Here is a 16,855-nt window from a genome sequence, read left to right as displayed (position 1 = left end):
ATAATCCTAATTTTCCTATTTTTTCATCTCTAATTAATATTCACTTTTTAAAAGATCAATTATGCTCATCCCTATTATATTATTTAAATTTTGAAAAATTTCAAAGATATTCTTACTTTTAATTAACATGTAAATATATTGTTTTGATAAATCCACCTTATAAACACTTCTAATTCTTGCGTCTAATAATTCCTTGATTCTATTCTCTTCCTCTTTAAGTTCCACAACATATTTCTCTTTATTTTCAACTTCTAACTTACTTTCATTTATGGAGTTAATTAACTCAGAAATTTCACTTTGCATATTATCTATTTGTTTTTGATATTCACTTATTTCAACTTGAAGAGCATACAACTCATTTTCCTTTTCAGTAATAATCTCTTCTAAATCACTAACTTCATCTTTTTTCCCTTGAATTTCACTATTCAGATTAGATTTTTCCTCTTCTAAACTTTCAATTTTATTTTTATTATCTTCTATTTCATTTTTAATTGAATCACTTTTTTCGGCAAAAACATAATTTGTATTAATTAACAATATAATTAATACTGCATAAATAATTTTGTTTTTAAACTTCATATATCCCCCATCTTATCATCATTTGTTTTAAACTTTACTCTATTTCAACCTTTTGTATTTCAGTTATTCGAAAGTTATTATCAATATATTCTAATCCTAATATAAATGAACTCTCATTATAAGTTTTAAAGAAAGGTAATATTTTTTTATAGATATTATAATTAACCTTTGTTACAACACTTGCCTTATATACACTATCTTCATATTTAAAATCACTTTTTTCAATTTCTACATTCATATCTGCAATTTCATAATTATTAGAAAATAGTAATGTTTTTTCATTTATATAATTATATACTGAATCTCTAACACTATCTGTACAATTAATGATGTTCTCCTTATTTCTTTTATTTAATCCTTCAAATACGGATTCATAAAACCCATTAATATCTTTACTTACAATATTAATTAATTCATCATTTACCATGCTTATATCTAGCTTAATATATTCCTGATTACTTATATTTTCTTCATCACTTTCTATAGTTCCCCAAGGAAATTCTCTCTGTAATTTAATTACTATATCTTTTTCCTTAGGTATAGGCCCAAAGTTTTTAATCTCCTTTGCTAATAAACCTGTATTCTCATTATTTATTAATACCTTTGCATCATCAAAATTTGAATATAAAGTAACATAATTGCCATCAATCTTAAGTTCAACCTTTTTGTCTTCAAGTATGCTTATATTAATATCATTACAAATATCTCCAAATTGTGTTTCATAAGTATATTTAACATTATAAATACCTGGAATAACATCAAACTGGGCAACATCCTGCAAATTAAATTTCTTATCTTCAAATTCAACCTTTATATCTTTTGTGTTAGTAGTAAATTCAACTTCAACAGTATCTAAAGCAATATAATATCTTTTATAAAATAGTCCTTGCTTACTTTTTATTTCAAAATTTCCGTATTCTCCATTTTTTCTTAATTCATTTATTAATTTTTTTATTTTATCTTCATTTCCACTGTAATAATTAAAAAGAGGCTTAAATTCACTTTCTGATATTTTTTCATCCCTTACTCTTATAATTTTAGCTATTTTGAAGCTATTTTCAGTAATTAATGACTTTTTTAAATCCTCTAGCATTTCCTCTTCACTTATATTTATTGCATTAAACAATATAAATCCAAAAATCATCATAAAAGAAATTAATGAAATAATAATTACCTTAGTTCTATTTAATACTTCTATTATCCCTAATTCTTTTATATTTTTTATATCACTTATTTTACATTCTAAATAAACTTTAAATTTGTTGGCCATATTCTTAAACATAATAGTTCCTTTTGCCATTTAATCTTACTCCAAAATATCTATAATCCATTTTCCACAATCAACACACTTATATAATCTTATTACAAATAAATCCATTATTTCACCTTGTGCTCTTGTAGGATTATTTTCAAGTTCTTCCTTAGTTATAAACTCATCATTTCCATCTATAAATCCTTGAATTTCTACTATATAATTTTTATTGGTTTTATTACAACATTCATTTTCACCAACACATTCAATTTCATCATAACTTAAAGAATTTTGCAGTTCTTCAATTATAGGAATTATATCTTCATATTCATTTATATTATCTAAAAAATCCTCTTCATTAAAATTCAAATCATTAATACTAAATAATCTCATTTTCTTCATCTCCTTGTATAATTAGTTTACACTTTCATAATATACTACATTTCCTGTGCTATTCAACATTTTATTTCATTATTCAGTGTTTTATTTATTTATATGATGAATAATACTTGAATAATTTATCGCTTTATATTAAATTAATGTTTGAATATAGTTATAAAATTTTAATAATAAATTAGGAGAGAGATCAATGAAAAATAAAAAAAAATCTAGCTCTAAGACTAGAAGACTTGTTCTCATAGGAGCTCTAGGTGGAATTTCAATATTCCTTGGTGTAAGCGGATTAGGATTAATACGTTTACCAATATTCAGTCTTACTATTATGCATATTCCTGTAATCATAGGAGCATTATTAGAAGGCCCAGTAGTCGGAATATCAGTAGGTTTAATTTTTGGATTATTTTCAATGTATCAAAACATTACTGCTCCTGGCTTAACTTCTTTTATATTCTGGAATCCTATTGTGGCATTAATTCCAAGAATGTTAATTGGTATTGTAGCTTATTATTCATTCAAACTATTTAAAAGTAAAATTAAAAATACAGGAGTATGTGCTGGAATAGCTGCAGTTTTAGGAACATTAACTAATACAATTGGTGTATTAGGATTAACTTATATTCTATATCTTGATCAATATGCACAAGCTAGAGAAATTTCAAGAGAAGCTGTTGCTGGCACTTTGCTTACTGTTGGATTAACAAACGGAATTCCTGAAGCTATAGTTTCAGCCCTAATAACAATTCCAATAGTCGTTACAATGCTTAAACTTAAAAGAAATTAACTATTTTTGAATGCATATTTTGATAAACTTCTTATCAAAATATGCATTGAATTTTCTTTTATGATATTTTTCCACTTCCACATCTTAGTTAATATATTCTTTTTTTCCTATACTTCCTTTACTTTTATAGATTATATAATTTACTTCTACACATAATACTAGTGTAAGTAAGAAAGATTACTTACAAAGGAAAATAAATATTAATTTATTTAAAGGAGGGTCTTTTATGGCTCAAAAGTTAGTACCAGAAGCAAAAAACGGATTATCAAAATTTAAGAATGAAGTAGCAAGCGAAATGGGTGTTCCTTTCACAGACTACAACGGAAACTTAACTTCTAAACAATGCGGAAGCGTTGGTGGAGAAATGGTTAAGAGAATGGTTGAACAATACGAACAAGGAATGAAATAACTAACTCCACAAAAAAATAAGTTAATAAAATTAGAGAGTGTGAATATTGCATAATATTTACACTCTCTTCCTTTTTTCTTTTAAAATGATAATAAATTTTATTAACAGTTATAAATAAATATCATCATCATATTTATATTAAAACTTCTACCCCATAGTGATCTGAGATAATATGTTTATTATCTTTATTAAAGATAACTTTAGATCTCAAAACTTTTATTTCTCTATTTGTCAGTATTAAATCTAATCTTTTATCTTCTTCTTGCATTTCCCACCCTGCAATTTTACCTTTTACTGTAACACCATCATCTTTTTCCTCAGCCATTACATAAGTGTCTTTTAAACCTAATTTCATTAAATAATCATAACCTTCATTTCTTACATATGCATTATTATTAAAATCCCCCATAACAAAGGCTAATCTATCATCACTTATATTTTCAATAAGCATATCAGCATGATATTTAAAAGGTTCTATATCATCATTCCACCATCCAGTATGACAACTATAAAAATCAACCTCATTACCTTCAATATTAACTGTGATACTTATAATTTTTCTACTTCTATAATTTCTTTTATTATCACTTTTAGAAACATAAAATGATTTACAATCTTTTATTTTATGTTTAGTTAATATGGCTAATCCTTCTTCATATATATCATAACCTATATGGGAGTAATCCCATATAAAGTTATATTTACTTTCATTAATTTTATTTAACTCTTCAATTAATAGCTGTGCAAAATTATCCTCTTTTATCATAGCCTGTAATAATTTCGAATTAATTTTTTGACTAACTTCTTGAAGCGCTATGACATCATATTGTTTTTCTTTTATTATCTTAGCCAAATATTTAATTTTTTCAATTTGATTATCTTCTTGCCAAGAATGACAATTTAAAGTTAAAAGCTTCATATTATACTCCTAATAAATCTTGAATATCAGATTTTAAAACATCTGCCTTTGGCCCATATATTGCTTGTACTCCATTATCTTTTAATATTAATCCTAATGCACCATTTCTCTTCCACTCTTTTTCTTCAGCTACTTTAGAAACTTCCTTTACAGTAACTCTTAACCTAGTCATACAAGCATCTACATCTTCAATATTTTCTTTCTCTCCTAATAAAGAAATTATTTTTACGGCTAATGTATCGTTAGCTGTTGTTTTATCTACAGCCACTTCCTTGACCTCTTCACTTTCCTTTTCTTCATCATAGTTTCCTAGACGTCCTGGAGTAGGTATTTTAAATTTTTTAATGCAGAAATTAAATACTCCAAAATTAATTCCGAAAAACGCTAAACATGCAATTATAAAATTAATAACATCTCCAACTAATCCAGCATTAACAAGCATTGGTATACGAGTTATAAGTTCTATTGCTCCAAAGGCATGAACTCTTAAATTTATTATATCTGCTAATGCAAATGCTAAACCTGTAAGTATTGCATAAACAATATAAAGTACTGGTGAGATAAACATAAATAAGAATTCTATTGGTTCACTTACACCTGTTAAAAATACTGCTAATCCTATAGATACAAACATAGATTTATATTTTTTCTTCTTATCCGCATCAACATTTTTATACATAGCAAAGGCAACCCCTAATAATGATGCAGTTGATAAAATTACTTGTCCTACTTTAAATCTTGCTGGAACAACTGTAGCTAATAAGTTATTATATTCTGTCATATTTCCTGCAGATTTAAAGTTAATTAAATCTGTAATCCATGCAAACCACAATGGATCTTGCCCTGCAATCACAGTTCCTGCAGCTGCACCAGTTAAAGATGTATAAACCCCACCTAACTCAGTATAGTTAACAGGAATAGTAAGCATATGATGTAAACCAAATGGTAGTAACAAACGTTCTAAAGCTCCATATATAAATGGTGCTAAAACAGGAGCCGTATCTTTTGAATTTGCAAGCCAAATACCAAAACTATTTAATGCCCCTTGTGCAAAAGGCCATACTATTGATAATACTAATGCTGTAATTGTTGACCATAAAATAACAACGAAAGGAACAAATCTTTTTCCATTAAAAAAGCTTAAAGCTTGTGGTAGTTTATTATAATTGTAATATTTATTAAATAATGTTGCTCCTAAGAAACCTGAGATAATACCAATAAACACTCCCATATTAAGTGCTGGTGATCCTAAAACACTTGTGAAGTAATCTGGAACAGTTAATGTAGCTCCTAATAAAGATTTAACTGTTGCTGTACTATCAGATAACATTTCTGTAGTTACACCAAAAATTGCTCCTGTAATACGATTAATTAACACAAATGATAATAATCCTGCAAAAGCCCCTCCAGCTCTTTCTTTAGCCCATGATCCACCTATTGCAACTGCAAATAATATATGAAGATTTCCTATAATGCTCCACCCTATATTATCCATTACTCTAGATATAGCTTGTATTATATCAGCTTCAAAATACATTCCTAAAAGCTTACCAAAAGTAATCATTAATCCAGCTGCTGGCATAACAGCTATAACTACTAATAAAGCTTTTCCGAATTTTTGCCAAAAATCAAATGATAATAATTTGCCCTTTTTCTTTGTTTTACCCATTTTAAATTCCCCTTTTTTCATTTGCAATGTAATTTATTACAAATATTTTTAATTATTAATACTTTTAAATATTCTTTATTTTATAACCTTATAAATTCTTGCTTCATATGGCCTTAAATCAAACTCAGTTAATAAAGCATGTTTTTCAACATTATAATTACTTAATAATAATCCATCACTATGAAGGTTAATATCATAAGAATACTTAACATTATCATGAGATAAATTAACTATTATTACAAATTCCTCTTCCCTCATAATTCTCGTATAAGCATATATTTTCTCATGATCTTCTAGTATTAAATCATAACTACCATATATAAGAGTTTTATTTTCTTTTCTTATATTAATCATTTTTTTATAAAAGTTTAAAATAGAATTTTCATCTTTTAATTGATCTTTTACATTTATATATTTATGATTTTTATTTATTTTGATCCACGGCTTTCCAGTAGTAAATCCAGAATTTTCACTACTATCCCATTGCATTGGAGTACGTGAATTATCTCTTGATACTGCCCATACATATTTTAATGCTTCCTCACCACTTAATCCTTGTTCAACCTTTTCCTTATAGATATTTATTCCCTTAACATCGTTATAGTCATAAATAGAATCAAATTTTACATTTGTCATCCCTATCTCTTGTCCTTGATAAATGAATGGTGTACCTTGTTGCATAAAATACATAAGACCAAAAGCAGTTGCACATTCTTTTAAGTATTCTTTATCATTTCCCCAAGTTGATGTAACTCTAGGTATATCATGATTTTCTATATATAGTGCATTCCACCCTTTTCCATCCAAAGCTTTTTGCCATTTTGTTAATACTTTCTTATAATTTCTAACATTAAAATTGTTCTCACTTTCAGCTCCCCATAAATGTAAGTGTTCGAATTGGAATATCATATTAAACTTCCCATCTTTTTCTCCAACCCACAAATCTGCTTCTTCAGCATCTACTCCATTAGCTTCTCCTACAGTCATAATGTCATACTTATCGAAAGTTCTTTCTTTAAGTTCTTTTAAATATTTATGAATTCCAGAAACATTCATATGTTTATCAAATGATTCTACATATTTTAACCCTTTAGGGTTTGGCATATCTACTAATCCATCTTCTTTTTTAATATGACTTATTGCATCTACTCTAAATCCATCAATTCCTTTATCTAACCACCAGTTTATCATTGAATAAATAGCTTCTCTTACTTCTTTATTATCCCAATTTAAATCTGGTTGTTTCTTAGTAAATAAATGCATAAAATATTCTTCTGTATTTTTATCAAATTCCCATACAGATCCCTTAAAAATACTTTCCCAATTATTAGGCTCCTTATTATCCTTTCCAGCTCTCCAAATATACCAATCTCTTTTTGGATTATCTTTTGATGATTTTGATTCTATAAACCATTTATGTTCATCGCTTGTATGATTTACAACTAAATCAATTATCAATTTCATCTGTCTAGCATGTACTTCCCTAAGTAATTCATCAAAATCATCCATATTCCCAAAATCACTCATAATATCTTGATAATCACTAATATCATATCCATTATCATCATTTGGAGATTTATACATAGGACATATCCAAATAACATCAATTCCTAAATCTTTTAAATAATCTAACTTAGATGTTATTCCTTTTAAATCCCCAATTCCATCACCATTAGAATCTTTAAAACTTCTTGGATATATTTGATACCCAACCGCTTCTTTCCACCAAACTCTCTCCATATTTTCACCCCTAATTCATGCAATCGGTTGCATAACTGTTTAAATAATATGTACAGCTTCACAGCTGTACATATTTAAAAAAAGACTATAAGCTTGTCTTTTTTAAAATTTCTAAATTTAATATAACATTTCAAGAAATTGTTTACAACACTAATTTGGGCCAAAATTCCTCAAATTTTACGATTACATTCATTTATCTTCCTTTTCCTCTCATTAATGCAATCGGTTGCATAATTTATATATTTACTTTAATGATTCTCTTTCTATTAAATTGGTTTCTATAACATGATAACCTTTATTTTCTCTATTTTCTAACTTATCTATAATAAGCTTTGTTGCATATCTACCCAATTTTTCAGAGTTTATATCCACTGAAGCTAAAGGTGGATTCTTATATTGAGATAAAGGAATATTATTAAATCCAACAACAGATATATCTTTATATACTAATTCTTCTATTGCTCGTTGTACTCCAAAACCTAATAAGTCATCTGTAGCAATAATAGCATTAACTTTATTTTTTTCTAAAATTCTATGCGCTGCAATGTATCCTTCTTCTTCAGTAAAATTATTCATTTCAATTATTAACTCATTATCAATTTCTATATTCCTGCTATACATAGCCTGTTTGTATCCATTTAATCTATCTTTCGAAACATTTATATCTGATTTAGCTCCAATAAATGCGATAGTTTTATTTCCTCTTTCAATCAGTTTTTGAGTTAAATTATATACAGCTGCAAAATTATCATTATCAACCCATAAAACACCATCTATTTGTTCTGGCCTACCTATAACAACAAAAGGGAATTGTTTTTTCTTTAAATAGTTAATTGTAATATCATTGTCTTTTACATTAAAAAGACATAAACCATCTATAAGATTACCTTCTGTTACTTTCTTTACCCATTCTTCTTCATCAGCCTTTTTATCTTTAAATGCATACATGATATAATAATCCTCTTTTTCTGCATACATACTAATTCCCTTCATTGCTTGGACAAAAAATGGATTTTCAAACGAAACCTCTGCACCCCCTGGTAGTAGGACAGCTAATATTCTTGTTCTATTATTAGCTAAACCTCTTGCAACTATACTAGGCGTATAATTTAATTTTTTTATAGCTTCATTTACCCTTTCCTTAGTTTCTTCACTTATTTTTCTGCTATTTGCCAAAACTCTAGAAACTGTAGACGTTGCCACTTGTGCTTCTCTTGCTACATCCTTTATTGTTACCTTCATACTTAATACCTCTCATTTATAATATTAAAATCATTATATTATAAATTTTTAGCAAAATAAATAGTAGCACTTCTTAATATTTAATAGTTGTAAATTAAACATTTTATCATGCTACTATTTTTATATATTTTTATATTTAATTATCTTTAATAGGTCTAGTTGTACTTATTGATTTATGCTTGCTTATAGCTTTGACGTTTATATTAGATCTATACTCTGTTTCTGCCCAATATATATTTTCTGCAACTAACGCTTCTTTATTAAGCTCAACACCATCTAAAATAATTTCTTTAAACTTATTATATCCAGCTCTATCTATTAAATGTCCACCATGTAAATATTCTGGTTTATAATCTAACGCCCAAGCTGAGAACTTTTGCCAATTCGCAAATATTCCAAGAACTGTTTCTTCACTTGCAAAGTTAACAAATGTTTTGCCCATTCTAGGATTTTGTTTACCAGTTCTACCACCTATAACTATTCTATAGAATTTTTTAGGACTACGAGTCCATGCACTTGTTGGACATGCTAATACACATTCAGCACAACCTACACAACAACATGGATCTTTATCTACTAATCCATTTTCATTTAAACTTAATACTCTTGTTGCATGATGATCACATGCTTTTACACAAGCTCCACATCCAATACATCTTTCCTTATGATATTCCATTCTAGCTTGACCAATTACCCCAAAATCTTGGAAGTGAGCCTTACCACAGTCATTAGGACAACCTGCAATTGATACCTTAATATGATAATGTGATGGGAATATTAAGTTTTCTACCTTTGTTGCTAATTCCTTAGTATTTATATTTCCTTTTATGCAATGTGTATTCCCTATACATGCCATTATATTTCTAGCACCTATTGTAGGATATCCCTTATCATCTATAGGCATATTACAATTACATTCATCAACTTCTACTTCTTTAATATATTCTTTAATATATTCATTAACTGATTCTATATTTTCATATTTTATTCCTGGAATATTAAAAGTTTGTCTCATTCCCATGTGGAAAGTTCCATTCCCCCAAGTTAATGATATATGTTCTACATCACTTAAGTATTTTGCATTTATTGTTCCCCCTGGAATGCGCATTTGTAACATAAATTCTCCAGGAACTTTTGATTGACGGAAACAATTTATTCTAGTCTTCTTTATATCTATATCGTGATTCATAATATAATTCCTCCTAATCTAATAAATCCTTTGCTTTAGTATAATTAAATACAGGACCTTCTAGACAAACATAAGTTTCATCTACTCTACAATGTCCACATTTTCCTACTGCGCAAGACATTTTTCTTTCAAAAGAAACATATATTTTCTCTTCTGGAACTCCCAATTTTACAAATTCTAAAGATGTAAATTTCATCATCATTGGTGGTCCTACTATTATTACTTCATAATTATCTCCAAATTTTTCGAATGGTAGCTTAGCTAAATGTGTTGTAACTAATCCATTTTCAAACCCTTCTTTTTCACCCTTATCTAATGTATATATAGCTTCAAATTTTTCTTTCCATAATGCTAATTCATCTTTAAAAAGAACTGAATTTTCATCTTTAAAGCCACATATTAAATTAACACTTTTTGTATATGTTTCATCATTAAAAAACATATTTATCATACTTCTTACTGGAGCAACCCCTGTTCCTCCTGCTACTATAATTACATTTTTACCTTTTAATTTTTCAACTGGCCATCCCTTACCATAAGAACCTCTTAAAAATAATGTATCTCCTGGTTGTAAAGTAAAAATTTTATCTGTTACTTTTCCTACTGAACGAATAGTAAATTCTAAATATCCATCACCAAACCCACTAACTGATATCGGAGCTTCTCCAACTTTAGGAATTGATAATTGTAAAAACTGTCCATGTTCAACTTTAATATCAGTTTCAACTTTAAATGTATATTCTAAATTACTTTCTTTTCTTACATCAATAATTTTATATGCTTTTGGTGTTAATATATTGCGCATTAATTTTTACCTCCAACAATTTCTTTAACTGCCTTGTCTACTTTGTTTATAGTTGCTGTAATAGAAATATGTTCTGGACATCTATCTGTACATCTTCCACAACCTACGCACATGTGATTATCTCCAAATTGTTCTTTATAGTCATGTATTTTATGTAATATCTTATATCTCATTTTATCGCTAGCATTAGTTCTAAATCTGTGTCCTCCTGCCATTTCATCAAACCCATCAATATGGCAAGATGCCTGTACTCTTTTTCTTTCTCCAACATTAGCATTTTCATTGTAAATTATATCTCTAGTTGTATAGCAAGAACATGTTGGACAAGCTACAGTACAGCTTCCACATTGAATACATCTTTTATCATACTCTTTCCATACTGAATGTTCTTTTAATTTATTTAATACTTCCTTACTTTCTATTTCTGGAAGATTAACCTCTGCCATATTCTTCTCTATAAATTTAAGTTCAAATTCTTCTTTAGCACAATCTGTGAAATACTTATCAAACTCGTTATCATTAATGTTAAATAATGCTGAATTTTCATCAAATCTCACAGCTAAGCTATAATCATCTGTTTTGTTACTTCCCATTGTTGTACAAAAACAAGTATCAAATCCTTCAACACACTCTATACAGACAAACTTAACCTTTTCTCTAATTCTTTTATAAAAGGCGTCTTCAAATCCACCATTTTCCAAGTAAATTTTATCTTGTCTTTTTTGTGCATTTATATCACAAGGTCTTGCAAATATTAATATCTTTTTATCACCATATGGATTTTTACTTTCTCTAAATTCATCTTCAGTAAAAAAGTATAACGTTTGATTAATTGGTGTAATTAATTCTTTTGCTGGATATGTCGATTTTTCTTTATAAACAATTTCTTGAAAAGAATTAACTTCACCATACTTAATTATATCTGTATCTGAATATCTGCCTTGTTTTAAGAATCTTTTTGGTGCATATATCATATACTCCCTTTTCAATTCTTCAAATAAATTATTTACTTCATTTGATAACAATTTATATCCCATATCTATTCCTCCAACTCTATATTTTAAGCTTTTAAAAATTTTTATCTACAACCTCACTATACTACTTTCGTTATTAAATTAACAATCGAACTTTATCATAATTACCATTTAAAACTTTTATAACAACTTTTTCTAATTGGCTCTTTAAAGAATTTATCTATATCATATCGATTTCAAATTAATTAATCAGTAGGACTATAAAAGGCTTGTTAATCGTATATACATAAACTGTGAAACTCTCAATTTGCATAGTATACTAAAAATTATATGCATATGATTTTTTTATGCATTTGCTTCTATTATTTTTACTCCACTCTAAAAACTTTCTAAAACCACAAGTAAAAGTTATGGTATTATAAATACAAAAAAAAGATTATATTAAATAAATATTAATATAACCTTTTTTCTATCTTTTTTATATTTTAGCTTCCACTACTTTCATATCTACTAATACCTAAAAGCCATATTCTATAAGCTACTAACAAACTAACAACACCTATAAAACAAGTCATCACGACCCCTAAAACAAAACTTCCTTTTCCTAATAAATATGCACTTGGAAAATATCCTGTAAATGCAAAAGGAATTATAAATGTTAATACACCTCTAATCCACCCTGGATAAATCGTTATTGGATATTTAACAAATGTACTTAATTGATAAACCATGAAAAGATAGCTTTGTGCAAATTTAACCCAAAATGCTATGGAAGCAACAGCAAGTTTTATGGCTGTATAAATAAAACTTGCAAATATAATAATAATAACTAACGATATCATCTTTATAATAGTAACTTCAACGCCTAATTTAACCCATGAAAATATTAAAAGAATACTACCTATAATTATCTCACCAAAGCCATCTGGTTGAAATTTTTCAACTATAACTTGAAATAATGGATTTAATGGTCTTACTAAATACTTATCAAATTTTCCTTCAACTATAGTTTGCCAACTAAATATCCAAAGCTGATCTGTAAAAACATGATCTATTCCTCTAGGAATTTGAGCAAAACCATATATAAATAATATTTCATAAAAACTCCATCCCTTTAATGATGGTATATTATTAAATATTAACCCTATAAAAATAACTCCTATAGATTGTACAAACAAAAAACCTATAAGCCCTAAAATAAAATCCGCTCTATACTCTATCAAGGTCTTGATATATTGTTGTAAGAACTTTATATATAATTTGCAGTACTTCTTCATATATCTTACCCCCCTAAAATAGTTAAATTTTTAATCAAAGCTTTCCACATTATTTTAGAAATTATCATAAGTACTATTACCCAAAATATCTGTAATCCTAATGCTATTATAATATCTGCTCCAGTAATCTTTCCTAAATAAATCATTGTTGGAGTATAAATAGATGAACTAAATGGTAATAAGTTAATTATTGCCTGAGCCCATTCTGGAAAAAACGCTATTGGAATTAACATTCCAGACAACAAATTCACTATAGCCTGCATTATTTGTGACAACCCCCACATATTTGTTATTTTAAAAGCAACAAGGCCAAATATATAGCTAAAGTAAAAATTAATAAATATCCCTATAATAACACTAAAAAAATATAATAATATTCTTACAATACTTACATAACCAAAAAACTTATAATACAAAATTGTAGTTATAGAAAATGTAATTATAAAAATTACAATAAAATTATATAATATACTTCCTAACCCCTGAAACAACATTCTTTTTTCATAATTCAGTGGTCTAACTAAATTTATTGCAATAGAGCCATCCTTAACTTCTCTTGAAATATCATGACTGATATCAACACTTATCATAACAGAAGTAATAAATGATATAAAAATATAAATTATCATTTCATTAAATCCAAATCCATTTAGAATACTTTCATTACTACTTTCATAAATAGCTTTCCATAAATAATATGTTACAGCCAACATAAGCAAATCACCAAACATAAAGAAAAGCACATTAGCTTTATAAGATATTAATCTTTGAAAAACATTTCTAGCAAATGGAATATAAGGCTTGTATCTATTTAATTTAAACATCGATTACACCTCATTTTTATACATCTTCTTTACAATATCCTCTATACTTGTTTCTTTCACAGCAAAGTCTACCACTGTTATTTTTTTCATTACTCTACTTATTATTTCTGAAGAAGATATCTTATTTATATTAAATGTAATAAATAGTTTATTTTCTTTAAAATCTATTTTAAAATCTTTATCTTTATATATATCATCAAAGATATTTAAGCTTTCTAAAGAAATTTCCTCTTTTACTTGTATTTCTACAGTTGCTAAATACCCATACTCTTCTTTAACCCCTTTAATCTCACCATCATATATCTTCTTCCCCTTATCAATAATAATAATTCTATTGCAAAGTTCCTCAATATCATCTAAATCATGAGTAGTTAATATGATAGTTGTGCCATACTTCAAATTAATTTCCTTTATAGCTTTACGAACATTTTCTTTTACAACTACATCTAATCCTATCGTTGGTTCATCAAGATATATTACCTGTGGATTATGTATTAGTGCAGCTGCTAAATCTGCCCTCATTCTCTGACCTAAAGATAAAGTTCTAACAGGACTTAAAAAGAACTCCTCTAATCCTAACACTTCCTTTAAGAATTTCATTCTCTCTTCAAAATCCGCATCACTTACATCATATATATCCTTTAATAATGAAAAGGTCTCTGATATAGGTAGATCCCACCATAACTGAGTCTTTTGACCAAAAACAACCCCAATATTTTTTGCATTCTCTTCTCTATTTTCATAAGGCACTAAATTATTAACATAAACCCTTCCACTTGTAGGTGTTAAAATACCAGTCATCATTTTTATAGTCGTTGATTTTCCTGCTCCATTTGCTCCAATATATCCAACGATTTCTCCATCATTTATTTCAAAACTAATGTCATCCACAGCTTTTTTAGTTATATATTCTGTAGAAAAAAAAGATTTAATAGCACCTTTAAACCCAGGATATTTTTTATTACTTTTAAATTCTTTGCTTAAATTCTCAACCCGTATCATAAACTCACCTTTCTTCATCATTTCATATAAATTTTATACTACTTCTTTTATAATTTCTGTAGTATTTATTAATTTTGTTTTATTTTACAATATTTTTGTAATATTTAACGATAAAAAGACTAAAGTCTATCATTGGACTTTAGTCTTTTATTTCCTTATATACTAACTATTATTTTATTTCTAATGTTTCTTGTGCTTTATTCCAAGAGTTATTTAATTTATCTACTTCTTTTTCAAACTCTTCCCTACTTCTCTTAGCTGCTAATGCAGAATCTTGAACAAAAGTTCCTCCCCATATATCAATAGAACCTTCATTTGTAATAAGATCAAACTTTCCTTCTTGTTCAACTGTTGCTGGTTCCTCTACTAATGTATTTACTCCAGATTCTAGGAATTCCTTAATTACTGTATTGTTTGACTCTATACCTTCTTTAGCTGGAATAAATCCATTTACATCTGCATAATCAGATTTTAAAAATGCATATAAAAAATCTTTTGCCTCATCCTTATGCTTTGACTTATTACTTACAGCTAATGCCCAGTCTGGACTACATACTGAATATAAAGTACCATCTTCTGTTGGAACTGGCATAAATCCTATATCGTCTGAATTCTCAGCTAAACTTTGTACTTGAGGAATTGCCCATGTTCCTAGTATTGCCATAGCTATTTTACCATTAGCTAAATCTACTTTTGATTGTTCCCAATTTGTAGTTGCTAAATCTTCCTCAACCCATCCATTACTTACAAATTCATATAGTACATCAAGTGATTTCCCTAATGGCTTATCACTTGCAAATATATCTTTTTCATTATAAGATTCATTCTTATAATTTTGATTTCCACTTAACATCCATCCATACATAAACCATTCTTTTAATGGCCATTTATCATTAAAATTGGTTGCTAGTGGAATTATTCCTACCTCTTTAAGCTTTTCTGCCGCTTCATATAACTCATCTAAAGTTTTTGGTAACTCTTCTATTCCTGCTTCTTTAAAAGCTGCTTTATTATAAACTATACCTTCTGCACCTAACCCATACGTTAATCCATAAACTGTATATTCTCCACTTTCCTCATCATAAACAGCTTTATTTGTATTAGATTTATAATCTTTTATCTCAGAATCTGTTGATTTTCCAAGTGGTTCAAAATAAGTTGGAAGTTCAGAAACTGGTAAACTATTTGGAATTAAAAGTACATCACCATAATCACTTGAATTAAGCCTTACCTTTGTATCCCCTTCATAGTCTGTTATACCTTGCCATTCAATTTTTACATTTGGATTATTTTCTGTATATTTATCAGAAAATGCTTTTAAATCTGTATTAACAATATCTGTTCTATTTGTTAAAACTGTTAAAGTAACCTTATTATCCTTTATTTCAGTAATATTCTTATCTACTTCATCATTCCCTTGACAACCTACAAATAAACTTGTACATACTATAGTAGCTAAAACCGAACATAATCCTCTTTTCATTATATTTCCCCCTCACCTTCTTAATAAAAATCTAAATGTTTAATTCTTATAACTTATTTAGATTTATATCTTTATACTAATGTATACATTTACAATTTCCAATATTTTTTACTTTTACAGTGATAATTGCTAATTATTCCGAACTTTTGCTAAAGATTGACTGAAATATTTTAATTTTTATTCATTTTAAATATTAATTAATAAAAAAAAGCAACTAAGAAAATTCTTAGTTGCTTTGGTGGCTTACCGGGGAATCGAACCCCGGACACCTTGATTAAAAGTCAAGTGCTCTACCGACTGAGCTAGTAAAC

General features: G+C 27.5%; 16 protein-coding genes. 2 read left to right on the top strand and 14 right to left on the bottom strand.

Translation table 11 applies throughout. The annotated features are described in order from the left end of the window. Positions 1-33 precede the first annotated feature (33 nt). The 3 genes from HCG70_RS16260 to HCG70_RS16250 are packed head-to-tail and all read right to left on the bottom strand — an operon-like array spanning position 34 to position 2,224. Positions 34-579, bottom strand: a complete 546-nt coding sequence (locus tag HCG70_RS16260; RefSeq protein ID WP_221698010.1) for a hypothetical protein — start codon at positions 577-579, stop codon at positions 34-36. Between the two features lie 34 nt (positions 580-613). Beyond that, positions 614-1,879 carry a TcaA 3rd/4th domain-containing protein gene (locus tag HCG70_RS16255; protein WP_055291219.1) on the bottom strand — a complete coding sequence of 422 codons (1,266 nt, stop codon included), beginning with the start codon at positions 1,877-1,879 and terminating at the stop codon, positions 614-616. Positions 1,880-1,885: 6 nt separating this feature from the next. Then, positions 1,886-2,224: a hypothetical protein gene (locus tag HCG70_RS16250; protein ID WP_394805638.1), complete on the bottom strand. Its 339-nt coding sequence runs from the start codon at positions 2,222-2,224 to the stop codon at positions 1,886-1,888. A gap of 196 nt (positions 2,225-2,420) precedes the next feature. On the opposite strand from HCG70_RS16250, the gene HCG70_RS16245 reads away from it, so the two are divergent. Both HCG70_RS16245 and HCG70_RS16240 read left to right on the top strand, forming a co-directional pair. Further along, on the top strand, positions 2,421-3,011 hold the full coding sequence (locus HCG70_RS16245) for an ECF transporter S component (RefSeq protein WP_042396268.1): 591 nt from the start codon (positions 2,421-2,423) through the stop codon (positions 3,009-3,011). Positions 3,012-3,237: 226 nt separating this feature from the next. Continuing rightward, positions 3,238-3,420 (top strand): alpha/beta-type small acid-soluble spore protein, encoded by a 183-nt coding sequence (locus tag HCG70_RS16240; RefSeq protein WP_042396270.1) that lies wholly within the window; start codon positions 3,238-3,240, stop codon positions 3,418-3,420. Positions 3,421-3,553: 133 nt separating this feature from the next. Here the strand turns inward: HCG70_RS16240 and HCG70_RS16235 are convergent, their stop codons facing one another. From HCG70_RS16235 to HCG70_RS16185, 11 genes are all read right to left on the bottom strand, one after another. After that, complete coding sequence (locus HCG70_RS16235) at positions 3,554-4,339, bottom strand: endonuclease/exonuclease/phosphatase family protein (RefSeq protein ID WP_195951228.1); 786 nt, start codon at positions 4,337-4,339, stop codon at positions 3,554-3,556. Position 4,340: 1 nt separating this feature from the next. Next, positions 4,341-6,008: a PTS transporter subunit IIBC gene (locus HCG70_RS16230; RefSeq protein ID WP_154821129.1), complete on the bottom strand. Its 1,668-nt coding sequence runs from the start codon at positions 6,006-6,008 to the stop codon at positions 4,341-4,343. A 75-nt stretch (positions 6,009-6,083) separates the two neighbouring features. After that, positions 6,084-7,748 carry an alpha-glucosidase gene (locus tag HCG70_RS16225; RefSeq protein ID WP_042396277.1) on the bottom strand — a complete coding sequence of 555 codons (1,665 nt, stop codon included), beginning with the start codon at positions 7,746-7,748 and terminating at the stop codon, positions 6,084-6,086. A gap of 243 nt (positions 7,749-7,991) precedes the next feature. After that, entirely contained in the window at positions 7,992-8,990 is a 999-nt protein-coding gene (locus HCG70_RS16220; protein WP_154821130.1) for a LacI family DNA-binding transcriptional regulator, read from the bottom strand. 136 nt (positions 8,991-9,126) lie between these two features. After that, a complete protein-coding gene (gene asrC, locus HCG70_RS16215) occupies positions 9,127-10,179 on the bottom strand; it encodes a sulfite reductase subunit C (protein WP_042396282.1) in 1,053 nt (350 codons plus the stop codon). Between the two features lie 13 nt (positions 10,180-10,192). After that, positions 10,193-10,984 (bottom strand): anaerobic sulfite reductase subunit AsrB, encoded by a 792-nt coding sequence (gene asrB / locus HCG70_RS16210; protein ID WP_042396283.1) that lies wholly within the window; start codon positions 10,982-10,984, stop codon positions 10,193-10,195. Then, the gene (gene asrA, locus HCG70_RS16205) at positions 10,984-12,021 is read right to left on the bottom strand and encodes an anaerobic sulfite reductase subunit AsrA (protein ID WP_042396285.1); all 1,038 of its coding nucleotides are present in this window, start codon (positions 12,019-12,021) and stop codon (positions 10,984-10,986) included. The genes asrB and asrA overlap by 1 nt, the downstream gene beginning before the upstream one ends. Before the next feature lie 422 nt (positions 12,022-12,443). Next, complete coding sequence (locus tag HCG70_RS16200) at positions 12,444-13,235, bottom strand: ABC transporter permease (RefSeq protein WP_042396287.1); 792 nt, start codon at positions 13,233-13,235, stop codon at positions 12,444-12,446. A 5-nt stretch (positions 13,236-13,240) separates the two neighbouring features. Continuing rightward, positions 13,241-14,059, bottom strand: coding sequence for an ABC-2 family transporter protein (locus tag HCG70_RS16195; protein WP_055276433.1), 819 nt, complete (start codon positions 14,057-14,059; stop codon positions 13,241-13,243). A 3-nt stretch (positions 14,060-14,062) separates the two neighbouring features. Next, positions 14,063-15,061 (bottom strand): ATP-binding cassette domain-containing protein, encoded by a 999-nt coding sequence (locus HCG70_RS16190; RefSeq protein WP_221698009.1) that lies wholly within the window; start codon positions 15,059-15,061, stop codon positions 14,063-14,065. Between the two features lie 169 nt (positions 15,062-15,230). Continuing rightward, the gene (locus HCG70_RS16185; RefSeq protein ID WP_154821132.1) at positions 15,231-16,544 is read right to left on the bottom strand and encodes an ABC transporter substrate-binding protein; all 1,314 of its coding nucleotides are present in this window, start codon (positions 16,542-16,544) and stop codon (positions 15,231-15,233) included. Positions 16,545-16,855 lie beyond the last annotated feature (311 nt).

The sequence above is a fragment of the Clostridium sp. K04 genome, from assembly GCF_019734375.1.
Taxonomy (GTDB): Bacteria; Bacillota; Clostridia; order Clostridiales; family Clostridiaceae; genus Clostridium; species Clostridium saudiense.
The sequence above is the reverse complement of the archived record's forward strand: the minus strand, read 5'-3'. Positions and strand labels throughout refer to the sequence as shown.